The 25,134-nt window shown below is 65.5% G+C and carries 27 protein-coding genes and 1 tRNA gene; 16 read left to right on the plus strand and 12 right to left on the minus strand.

The window, feature by feature from the left end; genetic code table 11:
* Window positions 1-381 precede the first annotated feature (381 nt).
* A complete protein-coding gene (locus ACO076_RS08580) occupies window positions 382-1,275 on the plus strand; it encodes an alpha/beta fold hydrolase (protein ID WP_421726306.1) in 894 nt (297 codons plus the stop codon).
* Window positions 1,276-1,303: 28 nt separating this feature from the next.
* Here ACO076_RS08580 and hisN read toward each other — a convergent pair whose 3' ends face one another.
* Together hisN and ACO076_RS08590 are read right to left on the minus strand one after the other, a co-directional pair.
* On the minus strand, window positions 1,304-2,095 hold the full coding sequence (hisN, locus tag ACO076_RS08585; RefSeq protein ID WP_421726307.1) for a histidinol-phosphatase: 792 nt from the start codon (window positions 2,093-2,095) through the stop codon (window positions 1,304-1,306).
* Window positions 2,096-2,400: 305 nt separating this feature from the next.
* On the minus strand, window positions 2,401-3,294 hold the full coding sequence (locus ACO076_RS08590; protein ID WP_421726308.1) for an N-formylglutamate amidohydrolase: 894 nt from the start codon (window positions 3,292-3,294) through the stop codon (window positions 2,401-2,403).
* A gap of 164 nt (window positions 3,295-3,458) precedes the next feature.
* Between ACO076_RS08590 and cpdR the strand changes: the two genes are divergently transcribed.
* Together cpdR and ACO076_RS08600 are read left to right on the plus strand one after the other, a co-directional pair.
* A complete protein-coding gene (cpdR, locus tag ACO076_RS08595; RefSeq protein WP_421726309.1) occupies window positions 3,459-3,821 on the plus strand; it encodes a cell cycle two-component system response regulator CpdR in 363 nt (120 codons plus the stop codon).
* Between the two features lie 150 nt (window positions 3,822-3,971).
* Window positions 3,972-4,046, plus strand: a tRNA-Val gene (locus tag ACO076_RS08600).
* 212 nt (window positions 4,047-4,258) lie between these two features.
* On the opposite strand, the gene ACO076_RS08605 is transcribed toward ACO076_RS08600, so the two are convergent.
* Window positions 4,259-4,537 (minus strand): hypothetical protein, encoded by a 279-nt coding sequence (locus tag ACO076_RS08605; protein ID WP_421726310.1) that lies wholly within the window; start codon window positions 4,535-4,537, stop codon window positions 4,259-4,261.
* Between the two features lie 169 nt (window positions 4,538-4,706).
* On the opposite strand from ACO076_RS08605, the gene ACO076_RS08610 reads away from it, so the two are divergent.
* On the plus strand, window positions 4,707-5,183 hold the full coding sequence (locus ACO076_RS08610; protein WP_421726311.1) for a cupin domain-containing protein: 477 nt from the start codon (window positions 4,707-4,709) through the stop codon (window positions 5,181-5,183).
* Between the two features lie 20 nt (window positions 5,184-5,203).
* Here the strand turns inward: ACO076_RS08610 and ACO076_RS08615 are convergent, their stop codons facing one another.
* Genes ACO076_RS08615 through ACO076_RS08625 form a run of 3 tightly spaced genes read right to left on the minus strand, consistent with a single transcriptional unit; the run spans window position 5,204 to window position 6,919 of the window.
* The gene (locus ACO076_RS08615) at window positions 5,204-5,962 is read right to left on the minus strand and encodes a helix-turn-helix domain-containing protein (protein WP_421726312.1); all 759 of its coding nucleotides are present in this window, start codon (window positions 5,960-5,962) and stop codon (window positions 5,204-5,206) included.
* Window positions 5,963-5,981: 19 nt separating this feature from the next.
* Window positions 5,982-6,287: a putative quinol monooxygenase gene (locus ACO076_RS08620; RefSeq protein WP_421726313.1), complete on the minus strand. Its 306-nt coding sequence runs from the start codon at window positions 6,285-6,287 to the stop codon at window positions 5,982-5,984.
* Window positions 6,287-6,919, minus strand: coding sequence for a class I SAM-dependent methyltransferase (locus ACO076_RS08625; RefSeq protein ID WP_421726314.1), 633 nt, complete (start codon window positions 6,917-6,919; stop codon window positions 6,287-6,289). The genes ACO076_RS08620 and ACO076_RS08625 overlap by 1 nt, the downstream gene beginning before the upstream one ends.
* Window positions 6,920-7,165: 246 nt before the next feature.
* Here ACO076_RS08625 and ACO076_RS08630 point away from each other — a divergent pair, with 246 nt between their 5' ends.
* Genes ACO076_RS08630 through ACO076_RS08640 form a run of 3 tightly spaced genes read left to right on the plus strand, consistent with a single transcriptional unit; the run spans window position 7,166 to window position 8,806 of the window.
* Window positions 7,166-7,525: a hypothetical protein gene (locus tag ACO076_RS08630; RefSeq protein WP_421726315.1), complete on the plus strand. Its 360-nt coding sequence runs from the start codon at window positions 7,166-7,168 to the stop codon at window positions 7,523-7,525.
* Window positions 7,526-7,579: 54 nt separating this feature from the next.
* A complete protein-coding gene (locus ACO076_RS08635; protein ID WP_421726316.1) occupies window positions 7,580-8,128 on the plus strand; it encodes a L,D-transpeptidase in 549 nt (182 codons plus the stop codon).
* Between the two features lie 12 nt (window positions 8,129-8,140).
* Window positions 8,141-8,806 carry a L,D-transpeptidase gene (locus tag ACO076_RS08640; RefSeq protein WP_421726317.1) on the plus strand — a complete coding sequence of 222 codons (666 nt, stop codon included), beginning with the start codon at window positions 8,141-8,143 and terminating at the stop codon, window positions 8,804-8,806.
* A gap of 48 nt (window positions 8,807-8,854) precedes the next feature.
* Here ACO076_RS08640 and gltS read toward each other — a convergent pair whose 3' ends face one another.
* Entirely contained in the window at window positions 8,855-10,072 is a 1,218-nt protein-coding gene (gene gltS / locus ACO076_RS08645; RefSeq protein WP_421726318.1) for a sodium/glutamate symporter, read from the minus strand.
* A gap of 247 nt (window positions 10,073-10,319) precedes the next feature.
* Between gltS and dacB the strand changes: the two genes are divergently transcribed.
* The 5 genes from dacB (at window position 10,320) to ACO076_RS08670 (ending at window position 14,698) form a co-directional block, all read left to right on the plus strand.
* Complete coding sequence (gene dacB, locus ACO076_RS08650; RefSeq protein ID WP_421726319.1) at window positions 10,320-11,753, plus strand: D-alanyl-D-alanine carboxypeptidase/D-alanyl-D-alanine endopeptidase; 1,434 nt, start codon at window positions 10,320-10,322, stop codon at window positions 11,751-11,753.
* Between the two features lie 76 nt (window positions 11,754-11,829).
* Window positions 11,830-13,152, plus strand: coding sequence for an MFS transporter (locus ACO076_RS08655; RefSeq protein ID WP_421726320.1), 1,323 nt, complete (start codon window positions 11,830-11,832; stop codon window positions 13,150-13,152).
* A gap of 118 nt (window positions 13,153-13,270) precedes the next feature.
* The gene (locus ACO076_RS08660; RefSeq protein WP_421726321.1) at window positions 13,271-13,783 is read left to right on the plus strand and encodes a hypothetical protein; all 513 of its coding nucleotides are present in this window, start codon (window positions 13,271-13,273) and stop codon (window positions 13,781-13,783) included.
* Window positions 13,784-13,881: 98 nt separating this feature from the next.
* On the plus strand, window positions 13,882-14,007 hold the full coding sequence (gene ykgO, locus ACO076_RS08665; protein WP_421726322.1) for a type B 50S ribosomal protein L36: 126 nt from the start codon (window positions 13,882-13,884) through the stop codon (window positions 14,005-14,007).
* A gap of 73 nt (window positions 14,008-14,080) precedes the next feature.
* Entirely contained in the window at window positions 14,081-14,698 is a 618-nt protein-coding gene (locus ACO076_RS08670) for a hypothetical protein (RefSeq protein WP_421726323.1), read from the plus strand.
* Between the two features lie 12 nt (window positions 14,699-14,710).
* Here ACO076_RS08670 and pyk read toward each other — a convergent pair whose 3' ends face one another.
* The 3 genes from pyk to ACO076_RS08685 form a co-directional block, all read right to left on the minus strand.
* Window positions 14,711-16,153 (minus strand): pyruvate kinase, encoded by a 1,443-nt coding sequence (pyk, locus tag ACO076_RS08675; protein ID WP_421726324.1) that lies wholly within the window; start codon window positions 16,151-16,153, stop codon window positions 14,711-14,713.
* Entirely contained in the window at window positions 16,150-16,572 is a 423-nt protein-coding gene (locus ACO076_RS08680) for a DUF1036 domain-containing protein (RefSeq protein WP_421726699.1), read from the minus strand. The genes pyk and ACO076_RS08680 overlap by 4 nt, the downstream gene beginning before the upstream one ends.
* A gap of 300 nt (window positions 16,573-16,872) precedes the next feature.
* Window positions 16,873-17,799, minus strand: coding sequence for a DMT family transporter (locus ACO076_RS08685; RefSeq protein ID WP_421726325.1), 927 nt, complete (start codon window positions 17,797-17,799; stop codon window positions 16,873-16,875).
* 68 nt (window positions 17,800-17,867) lie between these two features.
* Here ACO076_RS08685 and ACO076_RS08690 point away from each other — a divergent pair, with 68 nt between their 5' ends.
* The 3 genes from ACO076_RS08690 (at window position 17,868) to ACO076_RS08700 (ending at window position 19,392) form a co-directional block, all read left to right on the plus strand.
* Window positions 17,868-18,704: an N-formylglutamate amidohydrolase gene (locus ACO076_RS08690; RefSeq protein WP_421726326.1), complete on the plus strand. Its 837-nt coding sequence runs from the start codon at window positions 17,868-17,870 to the stop codon at window positions 18,702-18,704.
* 39 nt (window positions 18,705-18,743) lie between these two features.
* On the plus strand, window positions 18,744-19,049 hold the full coding sequence (locus ACO076_RS08695) for a DUF1244 domain-containing protein (RefSeq protein WP_421726327.1): 306 nt from the start codon (window positions 18,744-18,746) through the stop codon (window positions 19,047-19,049).
* Between the two features lie 73 nt (window positions 19,050-19,122).
* Window positions 19,123-19,392, plus strand: a complete 270-nt coding sequence (locus tag ACO076_RS08700) for a DUF2312 domain-containing protein (protein WP_421726328.1) — start codon at window positions 19,123-19,125, stop codon at window positions 19,390-19,392.
* An 82-nt stretch (window positions 19,393-19,474) separates the two neighbouring features.
* Here the strand turns inward: ACO076_RS08700 and ACO076_RS08705 are convergent, their stop codons facing one another.
* Both ACO076_RS08705 and ACO076_RS08710 read right to left on the minus strand, forming a co-directional pair.
* Complete coding sequence (locus tag ACO076_RS08705; RefSeq protein WP_421726329.1) at window positions 19,475-21,070, minus strand: DUF882 domain-containing protein; 1,596 nt, start codon at window positions 21,068-21,070, stop codon at window positions 19,475-19,477.
* A gap of 242 nt (window positions 21,071-21,312) precedes the next feature.
* Window positions 21,313-22,965, minus strand: a complete 1,653-nt coding sequence (locus ACO076_RS08710; RefSeq protein ID WP_421726330.1) for a L,D-transpeptidase family protein — start codon at window positions 22,963-22,965, stop codon at window positions 21,313-21,315.
* A gap of 302 nt (window positions 22,966-23,267) precedes the next feature.
* Between ACO076_RS08710 and ACO076_RS08715 the strand changes: the two genes are divergently transcribed.
* On the plus strand, window positions 23,268-25,088 hold the full coding sequence (locus ACO076_RS08715) for a M3 family oligoendopeptidase (RefSeq protein WP_421726331.1): 1,821 nt from the start codon (window positions 23,268-23,270) through the stop codon (window positions 25,086-25,088).
* Window positions 25,089-25,134 lie beyond the last annotated feature (46 nt).

The following is a 25,134-nucleotide window of genomic DNA, read 5'->3' on the forward strand; positions in this document are numbered from 1 at the left end:
GGATATGGTCGTTCAGATTCAAGACCCATTGCGGCGGGAAGGCGGCGCGGAACTGAACGGCGGATGAACGGACGTTTCGGATTGCATTCAGGTGGCCTGGTGCAAAGTCGCGGGCGTTGGTTCGGTCGGTCGTTGAACGGGCTTTCGCCAAAAGGTTCTTCTCCGGCCGACCTCGAGATGAGGCCGGTATCGTCCCGCCCCCCTCCGATACCGGTTCTCGCCTTGCCGGCGGCGTTCATCACGAACGCCGCCGGCTTGGGTTTTGGAGGCCTCGCTTGTGTGCCCCCGGTCACTGACTTAATCAGGGTGCGCGGGATCCTAAGCGGCGGGCGAATGGAACTCCACGGTATAGAAACCAATCCCGTACCGGACGGTGCGGCCGTGAGCGAGGTCGTGACGACCGACGGTGTGCGGCTGCGCGCAAGTCACTGGCGCCCGTCGCGTCGGAGGCCGCGTGGCACCGTCTGCGTCCTCCAGGGTCGGTCGGAGTGCATCGAGAAATATTTCGAGGTCGTCGAGGACCTGCGGCGCCGCGGGTTCGCGGTGGCGACCTTCGATTGGCGGGGGCAGGGCGGGTCCGAGCGACGTCTGCGCAACCGCAGGAAGGGGCACATCGACAGCTTCGTCGAATACGACCGGGACTTCGATGGGTTCATGGAGCAGGTCGTGCTGCCCGATTGCCCGCCGCCGCACTTCGGTATCGGACACTCCACCGGCGGGCTGGTCGCCTTGCGGGCGGCCAAGGCCGGGCGCGCCCGGTTCGATCGGATGGTCCTTGCGGCACCGCTTGTCGGCTTTGCGGTTCGTCCGTCCCGCCAGCGGCTCTTCCTTGCCGGGTCGGCGATCATGACCGCGCTGGGGCTCGGCGAGGTGGTCGTTCCGCGCCCCAACGCGCGGTGGATTGAGGAAGGGCGGTTCGACGGCAATCCGCTGACCAGCGATCCGGACCGGTTCGCCAGGGCCGTGGCCATCTATCGGGAGGTTCCCGAGATCGCGGTCGGCCCGGCAACGTTCGGTTGGCTCTATGCTGCCCTACAAGCCATGTCACTGGTCAATCAACCGGATTTCGCCACCGGCGTGGACGTGCCGGCGCTGGTGCTCCTCGGCACGCTGGACAGCGTCGTGTCGCTTGCCGCGGTCGAGCAGTTGGCGACGGAATTGAGGGCCGGGGCGCTGTCGATCATCCCGGGCGCGCGGCACGAGCTGATGATGGAGCGCGACGAGCTGCGCGAGCAGTTCTGGGCGGCGTTCGACGCCTTCGTTCCCGGCTCCTGACCTACTCGATCGTGCGGGTCAGCCGGGACTATTCGGCCAGGCCGAGATTGAGTTCCTCCAGCAGCCGGTCGTGAAGGCGCGGATCGCCGCTGGCCGCGATCCGCCCGCCCCCTGCGGCGGACCCACCGTCCCAATCCGTCAGGCGGCCGCCGGCCCCTTCGACAATCGGGATCAGCGCGACGATGTCGTAGCTCTGCAGGCCGGCTTCGACGACGAGATCCGCCTGGCCGGATCCGACCATGCAGTAGGCGTAACAATCGCAGCCATAGCGGGCGAGACGGGCTGCCCGTTCGACACGCCGATAGGCCCGCGCCTCGTCCTCGGCGAACAGATAGGGGCTGGTGGTGAAGAGCATCGCCGCCGACAGGGCCGAACAGGATCGGGTCTGCAACGCCTGGTCGCCACCTGGACCGGTGTACCAAGCGCGCGCGCCATCACCGGCATAGCGCTCCCGCGTGAAGGCCTGCGCCATCATACCGAACGCGGGACGCCCTTCGATGGTCAGGCCGATCAGGGTTCCCCAGACCGGCAGGCCGGTGATGAAGGCGCGCGTCCCGTCGATCGGGTCGAGAACCCAGACATGATCCGCGTCGGCGCGCTCGCTGCCATACTCCTCGCCGACGATCCCGTGATCCGGATAGTGATCGTTGATCAGCGCCCGCATCGCGGCTTCGGCAGCGCGATCAGCGACGGTCACCGGATCGAACTCCGCCGACGCCTTGTTGTCGACCGAGGGGGCTGCCCGGAAATGAGGCATGATCGAATCAGAGGCAGCGTCAGCCAAGCGGTTTGAGAATGCGATAAACGATTCAGTGTCCACTTGAGGGTTCCGGTATAGCTGCTATGCAAATTTCGCACAGCGGGTTGACTGAAATGCCAGTTTGCGCATAGCCAACTGATTTGTAAACGATTTCAGGCGTGATCGCCGCGTATCGGTCCCCTCTTTTGGGCGGTCTGCGACAAACTGGCGGGCCCATTCAACCGTCCTTCCCTTGATTTCAGGCCGTACCTATCCAATTGTTGCAGTGCGGTAGCGATACCGCATGCCCTCCTTGGGCGTTTCCTCCCTAGACTTGGGCCGCCTCGGAAACGAGCGGCCCTTTTTCTTTTCCGGTCCGATTTTCGCTATTCGGCGGCGGCGGGAGGCGCCAACAGACCCGCGTCGATCGCGTCCGCCAGATCGCCGATGAACTTCAGAAGATTGAGCCGCAGTTGCTCGAAAGACGCGGTTCGTTCCAGCGTCCGCTCGTTCATGTAGAGGCTGCGGTTTATCTCGATCTGCAGGGCATGCACGCCCCGGGCGGGCTTGCCGTAGTGTTCGGTGATGTATCCACCGGCGTATGGCTTGTTGCGCGCGACCGCGTAACCGCAGCCGCGTAGCAGCTCGATCACCAGGCCGGTCAGGGCGGGCGCGCAACTGGTTCCATACCGGTCTCCGACCACCACGTCCGGCCGCTGGCGCGAATGGCCGTTGCGCACGGCCGACGGCATCGAGTGGCAATCGATAAGGACCGCGAGACCGAAGCGCTGGCGGGTATCGCCGACCATGGCGGCGAGTGCCCGGTGGTAGGGCTTGTGGTAACCCTCGATCCGATCCAGCGCATCGGTCACGCTGAGCGGCTGGTCGTAGATCTCCTCGCTTTCCGACACGATCCTGGCGATGGTGCCGAGGCCGCCGGCGACCCGGACGGAGCCGACATTGGCGTAATGCGGCAGCCGGTCGGAGAACATTTTCGGGTCGAGCTCATAGGGCTCGCGATTCACGTCGAGCCAGGCCCGCGGGAAGTTCGCGCGCAGCAGCGGCGCGCCGTGACTGTTGGCCGCCGCGAACAGTTCGTCCACATAGGTGTCCTCCGAGCGGCGGATCGCCGAGCGGTCGAGCCGCGACGCGGCGAGGAAGTCGGGCGGGTAGACGCGACCGCTATGGGGCGAGTTGAACACCAGCGGCACGGTCTGCCGCGCGGGCGAAAGGACTTCGAAGGCGGGATAGGCGGGCGCGGGGCGCTCGGATGTCGGCATGGGTGGCGGGGTTCGTCACCATCAATGGCAAACCATGATGTTGCCAATATTGGTATGGTCTGTCCACCGGTCGGGGCCGCGAGGCGTTCACGCGATCTTTACCCCCCGAATCCTTTATTCGGGCCGAGCCCCGGCAGAAACGACAGGAACGAGTTCGGACGCGGATGATGTCGAAAATCCTCCTTGCCGAAGACGACAACGACATGCGTCGCTTCCTGGTGAAAGCGTTGCAATCGGCCGGTTATGACGTGGTGTCCTTCGACAACGGCCTGTCGGCTTACGACCGGATTCGCGAGGAGCCGTTCACGCTGCTTTTGACCGATATCGTCATGCCGGAAATGGACGGCATCGAACTCGCCCGGCGAGCGACCGAGCTCGATCCCGACCTCAAGGTGATGTTCATCACCGGGTTCGCCGCCGTGGCGCTCAACCCCGAATCCAACGCGCCGCCGGCCGCCAAGGTTCTGTCCAAGCCGTTTCACCTTCGCGATCTGGTCGACGAAGTGGAGAAACTGCTGGCGGCCTAAGCATTGCGGGGCGGACGTTGGAACCGCTTCCACGGCAAAATGCGGTGCCGTCCCGATAATCAGCTGTGGCGGTTGCCGCGCCCGGGCTTGAACAGGGTTCCGGGCGACTGCTATATGCCCGGTGACCAAGCCGCCGCCGCGCGGCCGGATGGGCGCGTAGCTCAGCGGGAGAGCACTACGTTGACATCGTAGGGGTCACTGGTTCAATCCCAGTCGCGCCCACCATCCACTCCAATGAATTCAACGGCTTACGATGCCCGAAAGGGCGATTACCCTAGTGGTATCTCGTTCAGTGAACCTCAGGCTCGATTTTGGGATGCAGATCAGGCACCCTTTTCGGCCTCTGGCGAAACGCCGTCGGTGCTGGCGGCCCAGGTCCTGGCCGCGGTCGTCGATCAGGACTTGGTCGGCGTGCGAGCGTGACGAGACCGGATCGGTCACTCGTGCGTGAAGCAACGGGACTCGGTTTCCTCCAGATCCGCCGATATCCGATCGATGCAACGGACCATGTCATCGCCCCACGTCCAGTGAGTCGTGATCACGATCGAACCGTCCGCGTTGCCGAAGCTCGACGCCGAGATCAGAGAACGACCGTCCTCGGCCAACCAATCCGAAGTCGCCCCAACGGGCATGGGGATCCAGTCCGCTGATGCGCTGGACGCGGCGACAACACCAATCACGCACGTGATGGCGGGCAAAACTGCTCGGCTGAACATCGTCCCTACTCCCCTGCAGTGGCCTGGTTTGAACCGTTGCAGCGTAACGGTTTCAGTCGAAATGGCCTAGCTTGACGCCTCCAAGTCGCATGAATCGGGTCGACCCGAGGGCGTCGGCGCCCTAGAGGAGGCTCCGCTTGTCGTTTCGTTGACCCTGGAGAGATTTCCGATGACATCGAAACCGATTGCGATCGCCGCCGACAAGGTGCCGCCCCGGGCAAAGCCGTCGGCGTACCCGGAGCCGTTCTATTCGCGGATGCTGAAGCGCCAGAAGCAGCCGCTCGGCGACTTCTTCGGCCTGGCCACCATCGGGGTCAATCGCACGACCCTGCGGCCCGGCGGCGAATCCTCCGTCCTTCATCGCCATACGGTTCAGGACGAGATGATCTTCGTGCTGGAAGGCCATCCGACCCTGGTGACCGAGACCGAGCGGGTGCGGCTTTCGCCCGGCGACTGCGCCGGCTTTCTCGCCAATGGCGTGGCGCACCAGCTTGTCAACGAAACCGATCGGCCGGCGGTGTTTCTCGAAATGGGCGATCGCCTGCCTGACGACGAAGGCATCTACCCCAAGGACGACCTGAAGGCCGAAAAACGTGCCGACGGGCGCTGGGCCTTCTTTCACAAGAATGGCACGCCCTACGATTGAGGCGCGGTGGCGGGATCGGGCTAGGCTGACTGGCTCCGCTGCCGATACGCGGTCGGGGTCATGCCGGTCAGATCGCGGAACGCCGCGTTGAACGCCGACAGCGCGTTGTAGCCGACGGCGAGCGAGACTTCGGTGATCGGCATATCGGTGCCGGCCACCAGCCCGATGGCTTCGAGAATACGGAGCCGTCGGAGCGCCTCACCCCAACTCATGCCGAGCTCGGCGGAGAATTTCCGGGTCAGCGACCGGGGCGACACGCCGACACTGTCGGCGATGCCTTCCAGCGTCGCGGATTCGGCGATTGTGGCGCGCATCGTCTCCAGCGCCTTGCGTACGGCCTCGCTCTGGCCGGCAGGCATGACCGCCGGGCTCGGCCGGGTCGACAGGCGCCAGGTGACTTGCGCCAGCGTCGTGTACACGCTGGCGGCATACGGGCTGAGCGGTCCGGCGTCGCGGCCCCAGGCGCGGGTTTCCATCACCAGTTCGCGCGCCAGGGGGGAGATGTCGAACACCGCCAGCGGCGCCGGAGGAGCCTCGACGAAATCCGGCGCGAAGAGGACCGAGCATGCGGTCAACGGCTGGGGCAGCGTTATCAGCACTTCCTTGTCGGCCGCGATCAGCGCGGCGCGAGCCGGCGGGAGGGTCCAGTCGCGACCGTCCGCCTCGAGCCGCATGGTGCCGCGACTGGCATAGAGCAGGTAGTGCCGATCCATCCGGAAAGGCTGCTGCGGCGCCGGCGGAAAATCCTGGAAGACGGTGAAGGCTTCCGGCGTGTCCATGGCCGAAGGTTGTATCAGATCAGGCGGCCGAATCGTCGTGCGGTTCGGCGACCAGCCGGCGCGAGGTCGGCGGCGCGGTCATCATCGGCCGCAACGTCTCCCCGGACCGGCTGAACACCGGGGACGCCAGGTAGGCCGCGAAGGCGTCCGGGGTCTCCCATTCGTGGATCAGACCGACATGGGTGTCGGTGCCGGCATTAGTGACGACCCGGTGGCCGCGATTGCCGGGCATGGCGGTTATCGCCGGCGCTTCGTCCATCAGAAAGTCGATGGCGGCTTGCCGATCTTCGGCGGCAACATGGAAATCGACAATGGCGATCAACATCAGTGTCCTCCGGTCGAACGAGGGGGCTTGCGCACGAGATAGCCGAGGCTGGTGCGGCTTGGCGGGCCGTGGCTGAGCGGCAGGATCTCCGGCGCTTCGAGGCCGGCGCCGGCGATCATCCGGCGGACCTTGCCGGCGGCGAACCAGCGATGCCGCCAACGCAGCCAGATCAGCCACTGGCACCAATGGGGGCGGCTGACGATGAGCAGCATCAGGCCGCCCGGCTTGACCAGATCGGCGAGCCGGCGGACGGCCGCTTCCGGATCGGTCAAATGTTCGATGACATGGCCGGCAAGCACCAGGTCGAATGCGTCCCGGTCGGGGATTGCGTCGAGCGGACCGAAGTGGCCGTCAACGACCGCCGCGCGTCCGGCGAGGGCACGCGTCGCCTGATCGAGCATCCGGGAGGAACTGTCGGCGAGCACCAGCCGGTCGGGCGGCTGGCGGGTGTCGCAAACCGCAGCGGCGAGATCGCCGGATCCGGTCCCGACGTCGGCGATGGTCGCAAAGAACCGGTCGCCGAGCGCCCGTCGCGCGAGGTCCGTATACGCGGTGCGGTATCCCAGTTTCGCCATGGCGCCGCCCCACCAGGACGCCGCCTCGTCGTATCGGTTTTCAAGGGTCAGGCTCATGGTCGCGTCCCTCCGTCCGGCGCCACTGATGGCGGAGAACGGGTGAACGCGCCGCCGTCAGCCAGACAAAAACAAACGCCAGATGGACAAACCAGTCGGGTGTGGTGGCCCGCGGCTGCCTGCCGATCGCAGGTGTGACTTTCGTGCAGCACTTGCGCCAACACCGACGACCTCACGGATTTGTGTGGCGGCGCTTAACAGAAGCGCCCGATTCCGCATGATATGCTCCAACCCATGAGACGGATGATGTCCGCGCTGGCAGTTGTCGTTCTGGCGGTGGCCTTTGTTGGCCATCTCCACGGCTACGCCTTTGCCAAGACGGAAAAGCTGGTGCACACGGTCACGTTTGCCGCGGAAACGGTGGCGGCCGGGACGGAAGTCTGCGACCGGACAACTGCGGAGGTCGAGTCGGGCTGCGCGTCGCCGCGGGGCGATGTGCTGTCCCATGGGGTCGGGGGCTCGTGCTCCTTCTTCGCCATGGCGGTGCTTGCCAGCGTTGTCGATCCGGCGCCGCGCGCCACCTCCGTCTGGTGGGCGCGTTCGAGCGAGCGGCTGACCACCGCCCCGGTTGCACGGATATTGCGGCCCCCCATTTCTGTAATCTGACCGTTTCCGCCCTTAAGGGCGGCCCGAGACTTCAGATTACAGGAGCTATCATCAATGTTGGATCGTAGAGCATTTCTGCTCGGACTGGGTGCGGTCGCGGCGTCCTCGGTGCCCGCCCTTGCCCACCACACCGGAAGCAATTCCAAACTCGCGCCAAAGCGGGTTCGCTATGGCGGCTATTCCCCCGGGACCCTGGTCGTCGACCCGCGCAACCGTCGCCTCTACCACGTACAGAACGGCGGCTATGCCACCCGCTATGTGGTCGCCGTCGGCCGCGCCGGGGCGAATTTCAAAGGGACGGCGGTGATCGCCCGCAAGGCGAAATGGCCGTCGTGGCGCCCGACCGACAACATGATCCGCCGCGCGCCAAGACGGTACGCCAAGTATCGCAACGGCATGCCCGGCGGCCCCAACAATCCGCTCGGTGCGCGTGCGCTCTATCTCTACAAGAACGGCAAGGACACCTACTACCGCATCCACGGCACCAACGAGCCGCGGTCGATCGGGCGGGCGGTGTCGAATGGTTGCATCCGCATGCTCAACGAGCATGTCGAGCAGCTCTACGAGCGCGTTCCGGTGGGCGCCAAGGTCGTCGTCCTGTAGCGCGGTACATTCATGACCAAATCCTTGTTGAGCCGCCGGGCGTTCATGCTCGGCGGCGTGAGTGCCGGCGGGCTCGCGCTCGCCGGATGCACCACGACACCAAAACCGGCGACCACCCCGGCGCTGCCGCCGATCGATCCGGCGTATGTGCGGATGTACGCGCCGATCCCGGAGGAGCGGTTTCCGATTCCCGCGCCGAATCTTCGGAAGATCGATCCGTCCTTCTACCGGCGGGTGGTCAAGGACCCGACCGGGGAGCGTCCCGGTACACTGGTCGTCAACACCGGCGAGCGGGCGCTTTATCTGGTCCGCGACGACGGGACCGCCTTGCGCTATGGCATCGGTATCGGTCGGGCCGGTTTCGAGTGGTCGGGTCGCGCGATGATCGCCGCCAAACGGCAATGGCCGACCTGGACGCCGCCGGCCGAGATGATCGAGCGCGAGCCGGAGCTGGAGGAATGGCGTGGCGGCATGCCGCCGGGGCTGGAAAACCCGCTCGGCGCGCGGGCGCTCTACATCCACGAGGACGGCGTCGACACCCTCTACCGGCTGCACGGGACGATCGAGGACTGGAGCATCGGCCGGGCGGTGTCGAGCGGCTGCGTGCGGCTGCTCAACCAGGACGTCATCGACCTTTACCAGCGCGTGCCGGTCAACACCCCGATCCTGGTGGTGTGATCGGCGTCGGCCGTCGCTTTATCGCGTTTCGCCGGCCCCGGCGGAGCGCTAGCCGCCGACGAAAAGCTGGATGATCACCGCGTTGGCGAGGTCGACAAAGAAGGCGGAAACCAGCGGCAAGACAATGAAGGCGAGCGGCGCCGGCCCGTACCGCTTGGTGACCGAGGACATATTGGCGATCGCGGTGGGCGTGGCGCCCAGCGTGAACCCGGCGAAGCCGGAACTCAGCACGGCGGCGGTGTAGTCGCCGCCAAGCAGGCGGAAGAAGACGAACAGAATGAACAGGACGGTGACGGCGACCTGCAGGAACATCACCACGAACAGCGGGCCGGCGGCGCCGGCCAGCGTCCAAAGCTGCAGGCTCATCAATGACATGGCGAGGAAGACCGACAGGCTGTAGTCGGAGATCACCGCCAGCGCTCGTGTCCGCGCCGGCCATGGCAGTCGCTTGAAGATCACCGGGATGGTGTTGGACATGATGATCGCGACGATCAGGCAGGGGACGAACAGCGGCAGCTTCAGTCCGGCCGCGGCGATCGCTTCGTTGGCTGCGTAGCCGAAGATGATCGCGACGTTCACCGCCAGGATCGATCGCATCAGGCTCAAATGGTTGATTTCTTCGTCCTTCCTGGTCTCCGGCAGGCCGACGATGGGTCCGTCCGCTGCCACCGGCTGAAGGTTTCGCCGCTCGATCAACGTCTTGGCGATCGGTCCGCCGACCAGCGCGGCGCAGATCAGGCCGAGGGTGGCGGCAGCGATGCCGATCTCCTCGGCGGCTTCAAAGTTGGCCTGCTCGACGACCGTCGGGCCCCAGGCGATCGCGGTTCCATGCCCGCCGATCAGGGACGCCGAACCCAGCATCACGCTGACCGAACTGGGCAGATCGAAAACGACCGTCCCGAACAAGCCGATGCCGTTCTGCATGACGATGAAGACCACGGTCATGGCGAGGAGGAGGGCGAGCAGGCGGCCACCGGCGATCAGGTCGGAAAATCGCGCGTTCAGTCCGATGGCCGCGAAGAAGAACAGGAGCAGGGTGTCCCGTGGTTCGAGGTCGAACACGATTTCGATGTCGATCCAGGCGTAGGCGGCCCAGACGATGAGCGCCGTCGCCAGCCCCCCGGAAACCGGCTCCGGTATGCTGTAGTCGCTGAGGAACCGCACATGCCGCGTCAGGAAGGCGCCGAGGAAGAACACGACGATCCCGAGTGTCAACGCCAGGAAGCTGGGAATCTCGACAAGCTGCCCGCTGGCATTGATTTCCATGAGGTTTCTCGCCGCTTGTGCTGACAACCGATCTTCACGTCAAACCACTATCAATCGGCCGAGCAAAGGTCACCGGTCCTGTCGGCGAGGCGCGCCGAAACGGACCCTTCGCGAGGAGAGCCACGCATCAGAACGGGTGTGGTCTGATTCATCGACGGCCGGAAGCCGTTGACCTATGGTCCGCGCGCGGATTGCCGCTATCTGCGATGCGATGTCCCTGTTTGAGGCGATGACCGGAGTGCGGTCTATGAAGGTCTTGCTTGTGGCGCTGGTTGCCGGTCTGGCGCTCGTCGCTCCACCGGCTGCGGCCGAGGACCCTCCGGCTACCGCGGTCGCGCAGATCGAGGGGGTGGGGTTCGCGCCCGATGACGTTGGCTACCTGGTCGTCGATCTCAAGACCGGAAAAACGCTGGCGGAGTACAATGCCGATCAGCCGTTCATCCCCGCCTCCGTCGCCAAAATCCCGCCGATGGCCGCGGCGCTGGAGATCCTCGGCGCGGATCATCGGTTCGAAACCACGCTTCTCGTCAAAGGCGATGTGGAGGACGGCACGCTTACCGGTACGCTGGTCCTGCGCGGCGGGGGCGATCCGTTTCTCTCCGGCGATGAGCTTCAACTTATGGCCAAGGCGCTGGTCGAGGCAGGCATCAGCGCGATCGACGGTGACTTCCTCTACGACGCCAGCGCCTTAATCGAGGCGCCGTACATCAATCCGCGGCAACCGGAGGCCGCCGGGTACAACACCGGGGTCAGCGCGCTTTCCGTCAACTTCAACCGAGTCCGCCTCAATTGGGAGAAGGGCAGTGCCGAGCCCTCCGCCGGCGTGAACGCGGTCAGCGAGGGCGTGACCCAGCCGATCGACGCGATCGGTCTAGCGTTTGCCGAGGAGGCGCCGCCCGGGCCCTTTATCCGTGCCCACACCCCCGTGGATGACCTTTGGTTGCTCTCTCCCGAACTCGAGCCGCGGGGTGAGGACTGGCTTCCAGTGGGGAACCCCTCTCTGATCACCGCGGAGATTTTCAGGGCGTTTGCCGCCACCGAGGGTGTCGAACTTCCCGAGCCGAAGCCCGGTATCGCGCCGGACGGTGCGCGCGTGGTGGTGAGCCACGAAAGCTTGCCGCTTGCCGAGATCGTTCGCGGCGTGATGCGCTACTCCAACAATCTGTCGGCGGAACTCGTCGGGCTGGCCGCCACCCGGGCGGTCACCGACCGCCGCAGGTCGTTGCAGGGTTCGGCCGAGACGATCACCGCGTGGTGGCGGTCGCGGCTTGCGGATGCCGACTGGGCCGGCTTCGCGATCGAGAACCACTCCGGCCTGTCGTCAACGTCCCGCGCCACGCCGCGTCAGATCGTCGAGATCCTGGAAGACGTTGTGGGGTCAATCGGCGACGACGACTTCCACGGACTGTTGCCGGAGATCAGCTGGAAGGGCGTTGAAGGTTCGGCGCGGGTCAAGACCGGGACGATCGCCTATGCGCGCGGGCTCGCCGGGTACATCGACACAGCCAGGGGGAACCGATTGGCGTTTGCCATCTTCATCGACGACAAAGAGAAGCGCGCTGCTCTCGACGCCGCATTCGACCCCCGGGTCAGGACCATCGATCCAGCCTCGCAGCCGTGGCGCCGAGGGGCGCTCAGCCTCGAACAGGACCTGACCACCGACTGGGCGGAGCGGTTCTAGTCGGCCGGCTCGGACGCCGCCAGTTCTCCATGGCGCCGGTTTCGGACAACGCGGGGCTCGCGCTACGGTGCGGGTCATGTTGACGGTTCTGCGAAACCGCACCTATCGCCGCCTGTTCCTGGCGCAGGTCATCGCGCTGACGGGTACCGGCCTGATGACCGTGGCGCTGGCGCTGCTTGCCTTCGAACTTGCCGGCGACGAAGCGGGCGTCGTCCTCGGCACGGCGCTGGCGATCAAGATGATCGTCTATGTCGGCTTCGCGCCGTTCGCCGGGGTGATCGCATCACGGATGCCCCGGCGGACCTTTCTGGTCGCGCTCGACGTGGTGCGAGCTGCCCTGGTGCTGGCGCTGCCCTTTGTCGACGCCGTCTGGCAGATCTACGTGATCGTCGCCGTGCTTCAGACCGCATCGGCGCTGTTCACGCCGACCTTTCAGGCGACGATATCGGACATCCTGACCGACGAGCGCGACTACACCCGCGCGTTGGCGCTGTCCCGCCTCGCCTACGATCTGGAAAACCTGCTCAGTCCGGCGCTGGCGGCGGTACTTGTCGCTCTGGTCGGTTTCCCGTGGCTATTCGCTGGAACGGCGATCGGGTTCCTCCTCTCCGCCGCTTTGGTGATCCTCGTGCGGCTTCCGGCGTTACACGCTCGGCGCGACCGTCTGCAAAGCGTCGCCCGTGGCCTGCGTGTCTATCGCGAGACGCCGCGGCTTCGCGGGGTGTTCGCCGTCAATCTCGCGGTCGCGGCCGCTGGGGCGATGGTGCTGGTCAACACGGTGGTGCTGGTGCGCGGCATACTCGGCCTCGACGACACCGCGGTCGCCGTTGCCCTTTCCGCTTTCGGCGGCGGTTCGATGCTCGCCGCCCTGGCGCTGCCGCGCTTGCTGGAACGAACGGGCGATCGCACGGTGATGATCGCCGCGGCGGCAGGAGCCGCGGTCCTCCTGCTCGCCGGTTCTCCGGTGCTCGCGTTTGCCGGGTCCGCCGCGCTATGGCCGGCGCTGCTGTCGCTCTGGGCGATGCTCGGATTCTGCTACGCGGCGGCTCAGGTGCCCGTCGGCCGGGTGCTGCGCCGCTCCTCGCATTCCGAGGACCGCCCGGCAGTCTTCGCCGCCCAGTTTTCGCTGTCGCACGCCGGCTGGCTGGTCGCCTATCCGCTCGCGGGCTGGCTTGGCGAGGCCGCCGGCATGCCAACGACCTTCCTCGTTTTCGGCGGTTTGGCCGCCCTTGCCACGGCCATGGCGTCATGGGTCTGGCCGCGCCCCGATCCCGAGATACTGGCGCACGACCACCCGGATCTCGCCCCCGATCATCCTCATCTTGCCGGCGCGGGGCCGCATGCCCACGCCTATGTGGTCGACGACCTGCACCTGCGCTGGCCGGACCCGGCGCGTTAACCCGGTCACACCTTCGAAGTTGTTTGTGGCGCCATTCACAGCGATATCGGCGGGATTCGCTAGGTTCACCTTATCGAAACGCCGCGCACCGGCGGCAGCGGAACCGACGAGGCAAACCATGGCCAAGCATCTCACCAAGGCGATTTCCGGCGCAGCCGCTATCGGCGTTGTGGTTGCTTCCGCAGCCGTGGCGTTCGCCAGCATCAGCGGTAACCTCGCCAGCGAGCGTCCCACCGTCGAGATCATGCCGGGGATGGACGAAGCGCTGTTGCCGACCCCGACCACGGCCGGTGTCGAGTTGTTCGTCGCCGAAATGGGAAGCGGTGCCAACGGGTGCCTGACCGAGGTCGATGTGATTCGTCGCCTCAACGACGAACGGCTGAAGGTCGGAGGCGAGACCGTCACCCTGGTCGACGGGCTCGATCAGGCCTTTGCCGATGAGTGGCGTCGTCAGGCGTCCCTCGCGACCGTCGATGTGTCGGGTGTTTTCGCCCACGTCTTCGGCGATGGCGCCGATGCAATCGTCGATGTGGTCGAGCTCGACGGTAACGGTTGCGCCATGAGCCGGACGCTGCTGACCGGCGACGACTGGGACTATCTGCTGAGCCGCGCCGCCGGTCAGGAAGTCTGACGAAAACCGCGATAATCTTGACATCGGGAGGCGGCGTCCATAGGTTCCCGCCGAATTTCGAGCCGATGTGCTCGATCCGTCGAGCCACCGGAAGACCGATGAAGATCCGCAACTCCCTTCGTTCGCTGCGCAAGCGCCACCGGGCCAATCGCATTGTGCGCCGCAAAGGCCGCGTTTACGTCATCAACAAGGCGAACCCGCGCTTCAAGGCCCGCCAGGGCTGATCGGCGCGCACCGCGCCGGCCTTCACATCCGCTTGTTTTGACCCGAAACCCTCGCACGCGGTAACCTTGCCGCATGCGATACCTGTTGTTTGGCGCCGTGCTGGCGCTTGCCCTGATACTGGGCGGTGGTGAGAAGCCGGCGCGCGCGCAAGAGTCGGCTGCGCCAGCGCCGGATATAGAAGCGGGTACCGAGCCCTTCGCGCCCACCGAGGCGGAGCGGATCGACGCCCTGTTCGCGACACTCGCCGACACCGACGACGTGGAGTCGGCGAAGGAGGCCGAGCGGGCGATTCTGCGCCTCTGGATGGAGTCGGGCAGCGAGACGGTCGACCTGCTGATGGACTGGTCGATGACCGCCATGCAGGCCGACAATCATGCTCGGGCGCTCGACTTTCTCGACCGCGTCGTGCTGATGCAGCCGGACTACGCCGAAGGGTGGAACAAGCGGGCGACGGTCCATTTCCTGACCGAAGACTACAATCGCTCGATCGCCGACATCGGTAAGGTGCTGGAACTCGAGCCGCGCCATTTCGGAGCCCTGAGCGGGCTCGGGATGATCTTCCGTTCCATCGGCGAGGAAGAGCGCGCGATGACCGCGTTTCGCGAAGCGCTGGCGGTCAATCCTCACCTCGAAGAGGTCAAAAAAGCGCTGACCGAACTGGAAGCGACCCACGAGGGTCAGGCACTGTAGCCGACGGGTCGGCTACTTCCGCAGCAGGTCCCCGCCGTGGCTGCCGATAAACGCGACGCGTAGCATGTTGGTCGCGCCGGGCGTGCCGATCGGCAGGCCGGCGGTGACGATGATGCGCTGGCCCGGTTCGGCGATCTTTTCCTGGGTTGCCACCTGGCACGCCCGGTCGATCATTTCTTCCAAGGTATCCGGCTCCTTGCCGGCGACGCAGTGAAGCCCCCAGACGATCGACAGGCGACGGGCGGTGGTGATGACCGGCGACATGGAGATGATCGGCGTGAGTGGACGCTCGCGGGCGGTGCGCATCGCGGTGGCGCCGGAGGCGGTGTAGCAGCAGATCGCCGCGAGGTTGAGGGTCTCGGCGATCTGCCGCGATCCGGCGGAAATCGCGTCGGCGATGGTCGGTTCCGGCTCGGCGCGCTGGGCATAGATGATGTTGGGGTAGTTGGGGTCGCGCTCCACCTCGATGGCGATTCGGTCCATGGTCGCCACCGCCTCGACCGGGAACGATCCGGAGGCCGACTCCGCTGACAGCATCACCGCATCGGCTCCCTCGAATACCGCTGTTGAAACGTCGGAAACCTCGGCCCGGGTGGGCACCGGTGCGGTTATCATCGACTCCAGCATTTGCGTTGCGACGACTACCGGCTTGCCGGCGCTGCGCGCCGCCCGGGTGATGTGCTTCTGGATACCGGGCACGCGTTCCAGCGGGACCTCGACGCCGAGATCGCCACGCGCGACCATCAGGGCGTCGGCCTGGTCGATGATGGCATCGAGGCGTTCGACCGCCTGCGGCTTTTCGATCTTCGCCATGACCGCGGCGCGGCCACGGGCGACCTTCTTCACCTCCGCAAGGTCTTCCGGCCGCTGAACGAAGGAGAGCGCGATCCAGTCGACGCCGGCGTTGAGCGCGGCCTCCAGATCGGACCGGTCCTTTTCAGTCAGCGCGCCCATGGCAAGGGTCGTGTCGGGAACGCTGACCCCTTTGCGGTCGGAAAGCCGGGTGCCGGCTTCGACGAATGTTTTCGCGCTGGTCTCGTCGCTTTCGGTAACCCTCAGACGGACCCGGCCGTCATCGAGCAGCAGGCGATGGTCGGGCTTGATGGCCGCCAGGATTTCGGGATGCGGCAGGTAGACCCGCTCCTGGGTGCCGGGGGTCGGATCGCTGTCGAGGGTGAAGGTGTCGCCGGGCGTGATCTCAATGGAGCCGTGGGCGAATTTGCCGATCCGGAGCTTCGGTCCCTGGAGATCGGCAAGGATGCCGATCGGCCGCGGGCCCTCGGTTTCGACCGCGCGGATCGTGTTCACCAGTCGCCGCAGCGTCTGGTGATCGCTGTGGCTCATATTGATACGGAAGACGTCCGCGCCCGAATCGGCCAGCGCCTTGATCTTGGCTTTGTCTGAGGAAGATGGACCGAGAGTCGCAAGGATCTTGACCTTGCGCCGCCGTTTCATCGACCACCGGTTCCGATTTCGCCAGGTTCGGTGAGCTGGACGGTCCAGCTACGCTGCTCGCCGGTGTCGACTTCGAAGAAGCCCGTCCGATCGAAGCCGCGGGCCACGCAATCCTCGATGCCGTGAATCGTGAACATCTTGTCGCGCGTGCACATCGCGGCCTTACCGCCCCAGATCCCGCCCTGATCGTAGTCAATGGCGTAAACGTAATAGAACCGCGAGACCAGAGGCCCGGCCATCAATGTCTCGCAACTGCTGGCATCGACGTTCCACCAGCCTTCGGTGGTCCAGCGCCGGCCTTCCTTGTAGCCGATAGCGACGCCGACCCGGCTCGTTGTCCGATTGCACAGGCGCAAGCCGCCGGCGACGGTCTCGGCCGTCAGGCCGGAGACTCCATCCGGGGCGGCGCCGGCCTCCATGATTCGGATTTGCGGCCCGCCGTCCGGCTGCAGCATGAGGTAAGCGCCTGTCGCCGCGGCCGCGAGCAGCGCAATGCTCGCGGTGACGACCGCTTTCCGGTGCCATGATCTGGAGGCGCGCGATCGCATCGGGTCGGAGCTGGCGAACCGGTTCTTGTGGTTATTCAGTATCGCACTTATCGCTCGTCGCCTTTTGCCATGTCAACGCGGTTGGGGCTGATTTCATTACCTTTTTTTCTCACCCGAGCCGGTCGAGCGAGCGTTTAGGCGGCGAACAGGTGAAGTGCAATGGCGGCAGGATCATGACCGCCGCGCGTTCGGTCTGGCGATGTAGATACCGCCGAGAATCAGGACGCCGCCAACCGCCTGAATCGGCGATAAGGCCTCGGCGAAGATCAGCCACGCCAGTGTGGCGGCGACCAGGGACCCGAGAAACGTGACCAGGGAGGAAAACGCCGCCGGAAGGTGGCCGAGCGCGTAGGCCAGAAAGCCCTGTCCGCCGGCGTGGCTGAAATAGGAAAGCCCGATCAGCGCGAGAATGCCGCCGCCGGTGGCGGGGATGAGGCTGTCGCCGGCGATGAACGCCGCGATGATCAGGACCAGCGCACTGATCAGGGATGACTGGAAGAGAATCTGACCGGTTCCGGCGGTGCGGCGAGCGACCCGGATCGCCATGAAATAGGCCCCGAAGAACACGGAGGTGGCGATTCCGTAGAGGTCGCCTTCCAGCCGGTCGGGCGCGAACGATACGCTGGAGCCGACCAGCGCAGCGGCGCCGGCGACACACAGGAGCAGCCCAACGACCCCGGCGCGGCCGACTTTCTCACCAATCAGCAGGCCCGAACCAAGCACCACCCAAACCGGCGCCATCATGGCGAGGAACGTGGCGTTGGCGACGGTCGTCTTGAGGATGGCGAGATGCCAGACCAGCAGATCGCCGGCGAACAACAGCCCGGCGACCAGGCTGGCGCCGCTCATCCGAAAGGCCGCGATACCGGCATTGGCCTGGCCGCGGTTTTCCCAGGCGGCCCACAGCCAAATCAGCGGCAGCGCGCCGGCCACCCGCCAGAAGGCACTGGCGAACGGCCCGATCTCGGCCAGCCGCACGAAGATGGGCGATGTCGCCATCGCCAGCGCGGCAAGGAGCAGGGCGGCAAACGGCAGCGCTATCCCGTGGCCGGTATCTGGGTGGGCTCGGGTCGGCTGTCTGTCGGAGGGCGTCACCATGGCACAAAGGCTCGACTTCGCGGCCCAGGGCTATGGTGCCCGGCGGCACTGATTACTATCATTGCGTTATGGATATTGCTGCCCCCGACCTCGCCGATCCACGATCGGACGGCGATGTCTTCGAACCTTGTGTCACGATTCCCGGCGATCCGGCCTATGGCCTGATCCTGTTGTGCGACCATGCCGAGAACCGGCTCCCCGAGGACTACGGAACGCTGGGCCTGCCGGACGCGGAGTTCGACCGTCACATCGCCTTCGATCCGGGTGCCGGCCCGGTAACCCGCGGCCTGGCCGAGCGGCTCGGCGCGCCGGCGGTTCTGACCACGTTCTCGCGATTGCTGATCGATCCGAATCGGAGCGCCGACGATCCGACCCTGATCATGCGCCTGTCCGACGGCGCGATCGTGCCGGGCAACCATCACGTCGATGCGGAGGAGCGCGAACGCCGGCTGGCTCGATACTATGAGCCGTATCACGCCGCGGTGGAGCAGGCGATCGAACGATCACTGGCCGCCGGTGTCGTGCCGGCGCTGGTTTCGGTGCACTCGTTCACGCCCGTGTGGCGCGGACGCGGGCGGCCGTGGCAGATCGGCGTTCTGTGGGATTCCGATCCGCGGCTCGCTTTGCCGATGGTGGAGCGGCTCGCCACCGACAAGACGCTGATGGTCGGCGACAACGAGCCCTATTCGGGCGCGCTGATTCGCGACAGCATGTACCGGCATGGCACCCGGCGCGGTCTGGCCCACGCCCTCATCGAACTCCGCCAGGATCTGATCTCCGATCCCGACGGTGTGGCCGAATGGGTCGATCGGCTGGCGCCCATTCTCGCCGATCTGAACGCGCTTCCCGAGGTGCACGAGGTGCGCCACTTCGGCTCGCGGACCGGACCGGTCGATCCCATCTGATCCCGACACGCCCAAGTCTGAACGAGAAAGGCAGCCGCCATGGCGGATATCGACGATGCGACCCGGACTGAGCTCGAGGCGGCCGCTTTCCGCCGGCTGGTCGAGCACCTCAGGGAGCGAACCGACGTGCAGAACATCGACCTGATGAACCTGGCCGGTTTCTGTCGCAACTGCCTCTCCAACTGGTACCGCGACGCGGCCGAGGAGAAGGGCGTTACCCTCGACAAGGACGCGGCCCGCGAGATCATCTATGGGATGCCCTATGCGGAATGGCGGGCGCGATACCAGACCGAGGCCTCCCCGGAGCAGCAGGCGGCCTTCGAGAAGAACAAGCCACAGCATTAGGCCCGCCCGGCCTTGACCGGTGCGCCGCGGCCGGGCAAGCAGCGTGTCCGCGGAAGTGCAGGAGAGTCGACGGATGGCGCAGACGGGTGGAATTGCCGGAGATCAGATACGCTCGATCATCGAGCGGATCGAACGGCTTGAGGAAGAGAAGCAGGCGCTCGCCGACGACATCAGGGAAGTTTATGCGGAAGCCAAGGCAAACGGCTTCGACACCAAGATCCTGAGACAGGTGGTGCGCCTCCGCAAACAGGATACCGCCGAACGCCAGGAACAGGAGGCGCTTCTCGACCTCTATCTCCACGCGCTCGGCATGCGCGGCGAGCCCACCAGTCAGGCCGGCTGAAGACGCATCAGCAACGCCCTAACGCAGCAACAGCGCGCGGCCGCGCGAATCACGTCTGTTTGTTTGTGGTGAATTGCGCGCCTCAGCGCGAGGCGAGAACCCGGGGGCCGTTCAGGTCGACAACCAGCGGTGAAACCGCCGACCGGTCGAACCGGTCGGTGCGGAGCTGATCGCCGAGGTTACGGAAACCGGTGGCCAGCGCCGCCTGCGGCGTCGCGAACAATTCCGGTGTCCGGTCGAATGCCGGGACGGTCAGAAGCGCATAGCGCTTTTCGCGGGTCGACGGCGCGGCGATCCAAAGCCTGAGGCTCTGGGTGTCGAGCTTGGTGAGGGTCAGATCAGCCGGGAACAGTGCGTCGTCGCGCGCGGTCCGCACCGGCTGGACCAGAACCGGGGCCGGCTTTGCTTCGACGTTCCGGATCGGATTGGTCTGCGGCAGCGGTACGCCGGAAACGGTCAGGCGGTCGACCGGCTCGGCGTCCTGCGGCTCGGCGGTGGCCGAGGCATAGGCGAGCACCGGCGGTACGGTGTCGTCGATCCGGTCGCCATCGCCACTGAGCACCGCGGTGGTGATGGCATCGGCGCGCAGCGGCCGGCTGAGATCGACGTCGACCGTGGAAACAACGGCGGTCGGGCGGATCGGCAGCGATGCGGTGCGTGACGCCGAAACCGGGGTCGGCTGGGCCGATCCGTAGCGTTTGACCAATGCCGCGATCAGATCGACCGGAGCGCCGGTCTGCGCACCGTAGGCGGTATCGAAGGCGACCTGCACGGTGGTGGAAGGCTGGGCAGGCGGCGCCTTGGCGAACAGGTTGTCGGAGAAACGGCCGCGACGATCGACCGGCTCGGCCTTGGGCGGATAGGCGAGCAACGTGCCATCGGTCTCGACCGGCTCTTCGGCTTGCGTTTCCGCGGCGGCGATCAGCACCGACGGCAGGTCGCGCAGCGGAGCCAAGCGCGGTAGCGGCATCTCGGCCGCGGCGACGGCCACGGGCGGCACGACGCCGGTCTTGGCGACCGCGATCCCGCGGGCCTTGCGCATCTTGTAAGCGGCCAGCGCCTGAGCGTAGCCGGGGAGCGCCTTGCCGTCGGACGGCACGTGCAGCGTCTTGCCCTCGGGGAAGACCTTGACGAGCTGCCGACGGCTCATCTTCGGCCAATGGCGCACCGCGCCGGTGTCCATGTGGATGAACGGTGAGCCGGAGCTCGGATAGAAGCCGACGCCGCCAGCCTGCATCCGCATGCCGATGGCGCGCATCTTGGCGAGGTCAACGCCCGGGATGAAGAAATCGATCGCCTGGCCTTTGACGTGCAGGCTGTTCCGCGCCACGCCGCGGCCCCGACGGCGGAGCATGTCGTTGGTTTCGCGTGACCGGTAGCCGCAGATCACGGTGATCGGCTGGCGCGCGCCGGTCTGGCGGTAGACTTCCCAGAGGATATCGTAGAGCTGCGGGTCCATCTTGGTCGGCTCGTTCCGCCGCCAGTCCCGCATGAAATAGTCGAGTTCCTTCACCCCGCTTTGAACGAAGCGCCCGTCACGTTTGTAGACGATCGTGGCGTTTTCTTTGGTGTGGGCGTTGTAAAGGGTCAGGGAGCGTTCTTCAGCCGAGGCAGAGGCTCCAACGAGGCCAAGCGCGACAACCGCACCGGCCCCGATCTTCACGAGCGACCGGCACAACCGCCGTCCTCGCTCGCCCGCCTGCTTTACCCCGTCTGTCAGCAAAATCCCGTCGCCGTCCTTGGCCGTGGTCGGGGCCAATCCCCCCTAACGGTGCACCTTGCCGGACCGAGGTTAACGTCTCTTTACCAACTTGAGACAACAGCCCCACCCGGGACCGGCATGAGTCATCCGATTACGGTTGGATCGTGGCATTTACGAGGCGTGAAGGCAACCGGCGGATTGCCGCGCTTTGGCCGTTTTCAAGACAATCCCAAGGCTTTGGCCACCCGCTTGTCGTGGCCGTAAATGTCGTCGCGCACCTGAAGATTGCCGCGATCGTCGATCCACGCGGTAAAGTAAGTGACGTGCACGGGAATCGTTTGTTCGAGATTCACCCATTTCTCGCCGCCGCCGACCATCTTGCGCAGGCGTTCGCCTTCGACGCCGGGGGTATGGGCGAGCAGGGCGTCGGCGAAGTCCCAGGGCTGATGAACGCGGACGCAGCCGTGGCTGAAAGCGCGCGTTTCACGCTCAAACAGGCTCTTCGACGGGGTATCGTGAAGATAAACCGCATATTTGTTGGGAAACAGGAACTTGACCTGGCCGAGGGCATTGCGCGAGCCGGGCGGCTGCTTGATCTGGATCCTGCTCATGTTGACCCGCCGCCAGTTGATCGTGCGGGGGTTCACCGCGCGAAACCGGCCGCGGACATTGGCATAAACCTTGTAGCCGCGAAGCCGGCTCCCCGCCCGAAGCTTCGGCAGCATCTCGTTGCGGGCGATCGATGCCGGCACGTTCCACACCGGATTCACGACCACATGCTCGATCTCGTCCGAAAAGACCGGTGTCTGGTGAATGGTCTTGCCGACCACGACGCGCGTCGTGTGGACCACTTCGTCGTTTTTGTAGATGTCGAGATTGTAGTTCGGAACGTTGACCCGGACGTAGAAGTCGCCGAGGTGGCGCGGCATCCAGCGCCAGCGTTCCATATTGGCGAGGATGATGGCGACGTCGTTGCGCGGGCCCCGGTTGAACGCGGCGAGCGTCCGCTTGCCGACAATGCCGTCCGCTTTCAGCCGCGATTGCTTTTGAAACGCCTTGATCGCGGCGACCACATCGCCGCCGTAGAGGTTCGGGTCCTCGACCGCGCTGGCCAGTTCGAGCCGCTCGCGGATCATCGGCACACGGAGATCGGTCATGCCCGCCTTGATCAGCGGCCCGCCGGGAATCTCGGGTTTCTCTTCCGCGGCGGTCTTCGCCCGGGCATCCGCCAATGCGGCGCGGAGGGCCCCGAACTCGGGCTGCGGCGGGTTATAGGCGGCAAGCGCCACGGCGGGTTCGGGCGCCCGGGAGACGAGGCCAAGGACGTCCGATGCTTTTAAGTGCTTGCGTTCATAGCCGAAATTGCCGCTGAGCTCGGTCGGCTCGAGGCGGCCGCCATAGGCGTCGCGGGCATAATCGATGACCGCCTGGCTTAGCGTCAGGTCGGCCTCGGCGGCGCGCAACGGCGTGGCGGCCTGATAGCGCCCCACGCTTTGACGTGGGAGGCGGTAATCGACCGGGTCGAGGCCGTCGGTATTGGCGTCCTTGATGCGGACGATGAGGGAGATCGCATCATCGGTGAGCGCGCCGTCCTCAACCCAAACCGGGGCAAAGCCGCGGGCCTTGTAGAACGCTGCGATCGCCTCCGCGTCGGCCTTGGCGATCAGATCCTCGTCGGCGGCTGTGTCGAGGAGCGACCGCATGGTCAGTGTGCGGGCATCGACCGTAGGGCCGTACAGCGTAGGGCCGACGGGCGTTACGACCTTTGGATCGTCGTCCGTGTCCCTCACAGGCGAGGCATGCACGCTGCCGGTCACCAACGCCAGGACGGCAAGACTTGCCGCCATCCGAGTCGCCCGATCGAATGTCATGCCCGTTGCCTCTCGCTGCTTTGCCGACGTACGGATACGCATCGTCTCCAGGAGACTAGCCGTCGCCGCATTTCAACCCTAGTTGATCCAAGTAAAAATGAGTTTACCGGCGCATTTCGGCCGTGCAGTGAACGCGGTCGCAGCTGGGGTTCTCTCCTCCGGTAGTGTGGCTTTTCGGATACACCCGTCGGTGCCTGAAGGTGGTGCCGCCGGCCGCTCGTGTTGACAAGCGACGCGGATACCGGCACCGGCTGCGCCGAGCATGAGCGCGAACGACAGTTCTAAGAGCCCAAAGGTCGACGATGACCCCTTCCGATCCCTTCGCCGCCACCGAGGACAAGCCATACGGCGATCTGCCCGAGTGGAACCTGGACGATCTCTATCCGGGGTCGGATTCGCCAGAACTAAAGGATGCGCTCGCCAAGGCGGCGGCCGATTCGATCGCCTTTGAAGAGCGCTTCAAGGGCAGGCTGGTCGATCTTGCCAATGGCGCGGACGCGGGCGAGGCACTCGCCGAAGCCGTCAAGGCCTTCGAGGCGCTGGAGGATCTCCTCGGCCGGATCATGTCATACGCCGGCCTCCTCCACGCCGACGACACCACCGATCCGGCGCGATCGAAGTTCTACGGCGACGTGCAGGAGAAGATCACCGCGGCGAGCTCGCATTTGCTGTTCTTCCAGCTCGAGCTCAACCGGATCGACGACGCATTGCTCGACAAGGCGATGGCCGATCCTGCGCTCGGCCACTATCGGCCGTGGCTCGAGGACATCCGCCGCGAAAAGCCCTACCAACTCGAGGACCGAGTCGAGCAGCTCTTCCACGAGAAGTCGGTCACCGGCCGCGGCGCATGGAACCGTCTGTTCGATGAGACCATGGCGAGCCTGCGGTTTTCGGTCGCCGGCGAGGACCTGGCGATCGAGCCGACGCTGAACTTGCTACAAGACCCGGACGCCGAGAAACGAAAAGCCGCGGCCGAGGCGCTGGCGGAGACCTTTGCGGCGAACCTCAGGCTCTTCACCCAGATCACCAACACGCTCGCCAAGGACAAGGAGATCTCCGACCGTTGGCGGGGGTTCGAGGATGTGGCGGCGTCCCGTCATCTCGCCAATCGGGTCGAACCTGAGGTGGTCGATGCACTGGTGACCGCCGTTCGCGGCGCCTATCCGCGGCTGTCGCATCGCTACTATCGCCTCAAGGCAAAATGGTTTGGCCGCGACCATCTCGACCACTGGGATCGTAATGCGCCGCTACCGGAGGTCCCGTCACCGACCATCCGATTCGACGAAGCCCGCGCTACCGTGCTCGGCGCCTACGGCCTGTTCTCGCCGGACATGGCCAACATCGCCCGGCAGTTCTTCGACGACCGCTGGATCGACGCGCCGGTTCGGCCCGGCAAGGCCCCTGGCGCCTTCTCGCATCCGACGGTGCCGAGCGCCCACCCCTACATCCTGCTCAACTATCAGGGTCGCATCCGCGACGTCATGACCCTTGCCCACGAACTCGGGCACGGGGTCCATCAGGTGCTCGCCGGGCCGCAAGGGCCGCTGATGGCGCCGACGCCGCTGACGCTCGCCGAAACCGCCAGCGTTTTCGGCGAGATGCTGACCTTCCAGGCGGTTCTGTCGGAAACCACCGATCCGGTCCATAAGAAGGCGATGCTCGCCGCCAAGGTCGAGGACATGATCAATACGGTGGTCCGGCAGATCGCGTTCTACAGCTTCGAGCGCGCGGTTCATGGCGAGCGCCGCAACGGCGAACTGACTGCGGACCGGCTTGGCGAACTATGGATGGACGTCCAGGGCGAAAGCCTCGGTCCGGCGATCAAGTTGCAGCCGGGCTACGAGGTGTTCTGGAGCTACATCCCGCACTTCATCCACGCGCCGTTCTATGTCTACGCCTATGCCTTCGGCGACTGCCTGGTGAACTCGCTCTATGCCGTCTACGAGGACGCTGAGGCGGGTTTCCAGGAGAAATATCTGGATATGCTCAAGGCGGGCGGCTCAAAGCACCACAAGGCGTTGCTCGCACCGTTCGGGCTCGACGCCAGCGATCCCGGTTTCTGGAAGCGCGGCCTTGACGTGATCGACCGGCTGATCGGCGATCTCGAAGCGATGGAAGCCTGAGGCGATGGTTGACGTTTGCCGCGTTGCGTTTTGTCGCGGCGAGGCC

Origin of the sequence: Bauldia sp., assembly GCF_965232525.1 — a bacterium.
GTDB lineage: Bacteria > Pseudomonadota > Alphaproteobacteria > Rhizobiales > Kaistiaceae > Bauldia.

What these genes read in the sequence shown, in the direction of transcription:
- ACO076_RS08590 (WP_421726308.1), bottom strand. Translation starts at nt 3,294, where the DNA reads ATGCCGACATCCGAGCGCCCCGCGCCCGCCTATCCCGCCTTCGAAGTC.
- cpdR (WP_421726309.1), top strand. Translation starts at nt 3,459, where the DNA reads ATGATGTCGAAAATCCTCCTTGCCGAAGACGACAACGACATGCGTCGC.
- ACO076_RS08605 (WP_421726310.1), bottom strand. Translation starts at nt 4,537, where the DNA reads ATGTTCAGCCGAGCAGTTTTGCCCGCCATCACGTGCGTGATTGGTGTT.
- ACO076_RS08610 (WP_421726311.1), top strand. Translation starts at nt 4,707, where the DNA reads ATGACATCGAAACCGATTGCGATCGCCGCCGACAAGGTGCCGCCCCGG.
- ACO076_RS08615 (WP_421726312.1), bottom strand. Translation starts at nt 5,962, where the DNA reads ATGGACACGCCGGAAGCCTTCACCGTCTTCCAGGATTTTCCGCCGGCG.
- ACO076_RS08620 (WP_421726313.1), bottom strand. Translation starts at nt 6,287, where the DNA reads ATGTTGATCGCCATTGTCGATTTCCATGTTGCCGCCGAAGATCGGCAA.
- ACO076_RS08625 (WP_421726314.1), bottom strand. Translation starts at nt 6,919, where the DNA reads ATGAGCCTGACCCTTGAAAACCGATACGACGAGGCGGCGTCCTGGTGG.
- ACO076_RS08630 (WP_421726315.1), top strand. Translation starts at nt 7,166, where the DNA reads ATGTCCGCGCTGGCAGTTGTCGTTCTGGCGGTGGCCTTTGTTGGCCAT.
- ACO076_RS08635 (WP_421726316.1), top strand. Translation starts at nt 7,580, where the DNA reads ATGTTGGATCGTAGAGCATTTCTGCTCGGACTGGGTGCGGTCGCGGCG.
- ACO076_RS08640 (WP_421726317.1), top strand. Translation starts at nt 8,141, where the DNA reads ATGACCAAATCCTTGTTGAGCCGCCGGGCGTTCATGCTCGGCGGCGTG.
- gltS (WP_421726318.1), bottom strand. Translation starts at nt 10,072, where the DNA reads ATGGAAATCAATGCCAGCGGGCAGCTTGTCGAGATTCCCAGCTTCCTG.
- dacB (WP_421726319.1), top strand. Translation starts at nt 10,320, where the DNA reads ATGAAGGTCTTGCTTGTGGCGCTGGTTGCCGGTCTGGCGCTCGTCGCT.
- ACO076_RS08655 (WP_421726320.1), top strand. Translation starts at nt 11,830, where the DNA reads ATGTTGACGGTTCTGCGAAACCGCACCTATCGCCGCCTGTTCCTGGCG.
- ACO076_RS08660 (WP_421726321.1), top strand. Translation starts at nt 13,271, where the DNA reads ATGGCCAAGCATCTCACCAAGGCGATTTCCGGCGCAGCCGCTATCGGC.
- ykgO (WP_421726322.1), top strand. Translation starts at nt 13,882, where the DNA reads ATGAAGATCCGCAACTCCCTTCGTTCGCTGCGCAAGCGCCACCGGGCC.
- ACO076_RS08670 (WP_421726323.1), top strand. Translation starts at nt 14,081, where the DNA reads ATGCGATACCTGTTGTTTGGCGCCGTGCTGGCGCTTGCCCTGATACTG.
- pyk (WP_421726324.1), bottom strand. Translation starts at nt 16,153, where the DNA reads ATGAAACGGCGGCGCAAGGTCAAGATCCTTGCGACTCTCGGTCCATCT.
- ACO076_RS08680 (WP_421726699.1), bottom strand. Translation starts at nt 16,572, where the DNA reads ATGGAGGCCGGCGCCGCCCCGGATGGAGTCTCCGGCCTGACGGCCGAG.
- ACO076_RS08685 (WP_421726325.1), bottom strand. Translation starts at nt 17,799, where the DNA reads ATGGTGACGCCCTCCGACAGACAGCCGACCCGAGCCCACCCAGATACC.
- ACO076_RS08690 (WP_421726326.1), top strand. Translation starts at nt 17,868, where the DNA reads ATGGATATTGCTGCCCCCGACCTCGCCGATCCACGATCGGACGGCGAT.
- ACO076_RS08695 (WP_421726327.1), top strand. Translation starts at nt 18,744, where the DNA reads ATGGCGGATATCGACGATGCGACCCGGACTGAGCTCGAGGCGGCCGCT.
- ACO076_RS08700 (WP_421726328.1), top strand. Translation starts at nt 19,123, where the DNA reads ATGGCGCAGACGGGTGGAATTGCCGGAGATCAGATACGCTCGATCATC.
- ACO076_RS08710 (WP_421726330.1), bottom strand. Translation starts at nt 22,965, where the DNA reads ATGACATTCGATCGGGCGACTCGGATGGCGGCAAGTCTTGCCGTCCTG.
- ACO076_RS08715 (WP_421726331.1), top strand. Translation starts at nt 23,268, where the DNA reads ATGACCCCTTCCGATCCCTTCGCCGCCACCGAGGACAAGCCATACGGC.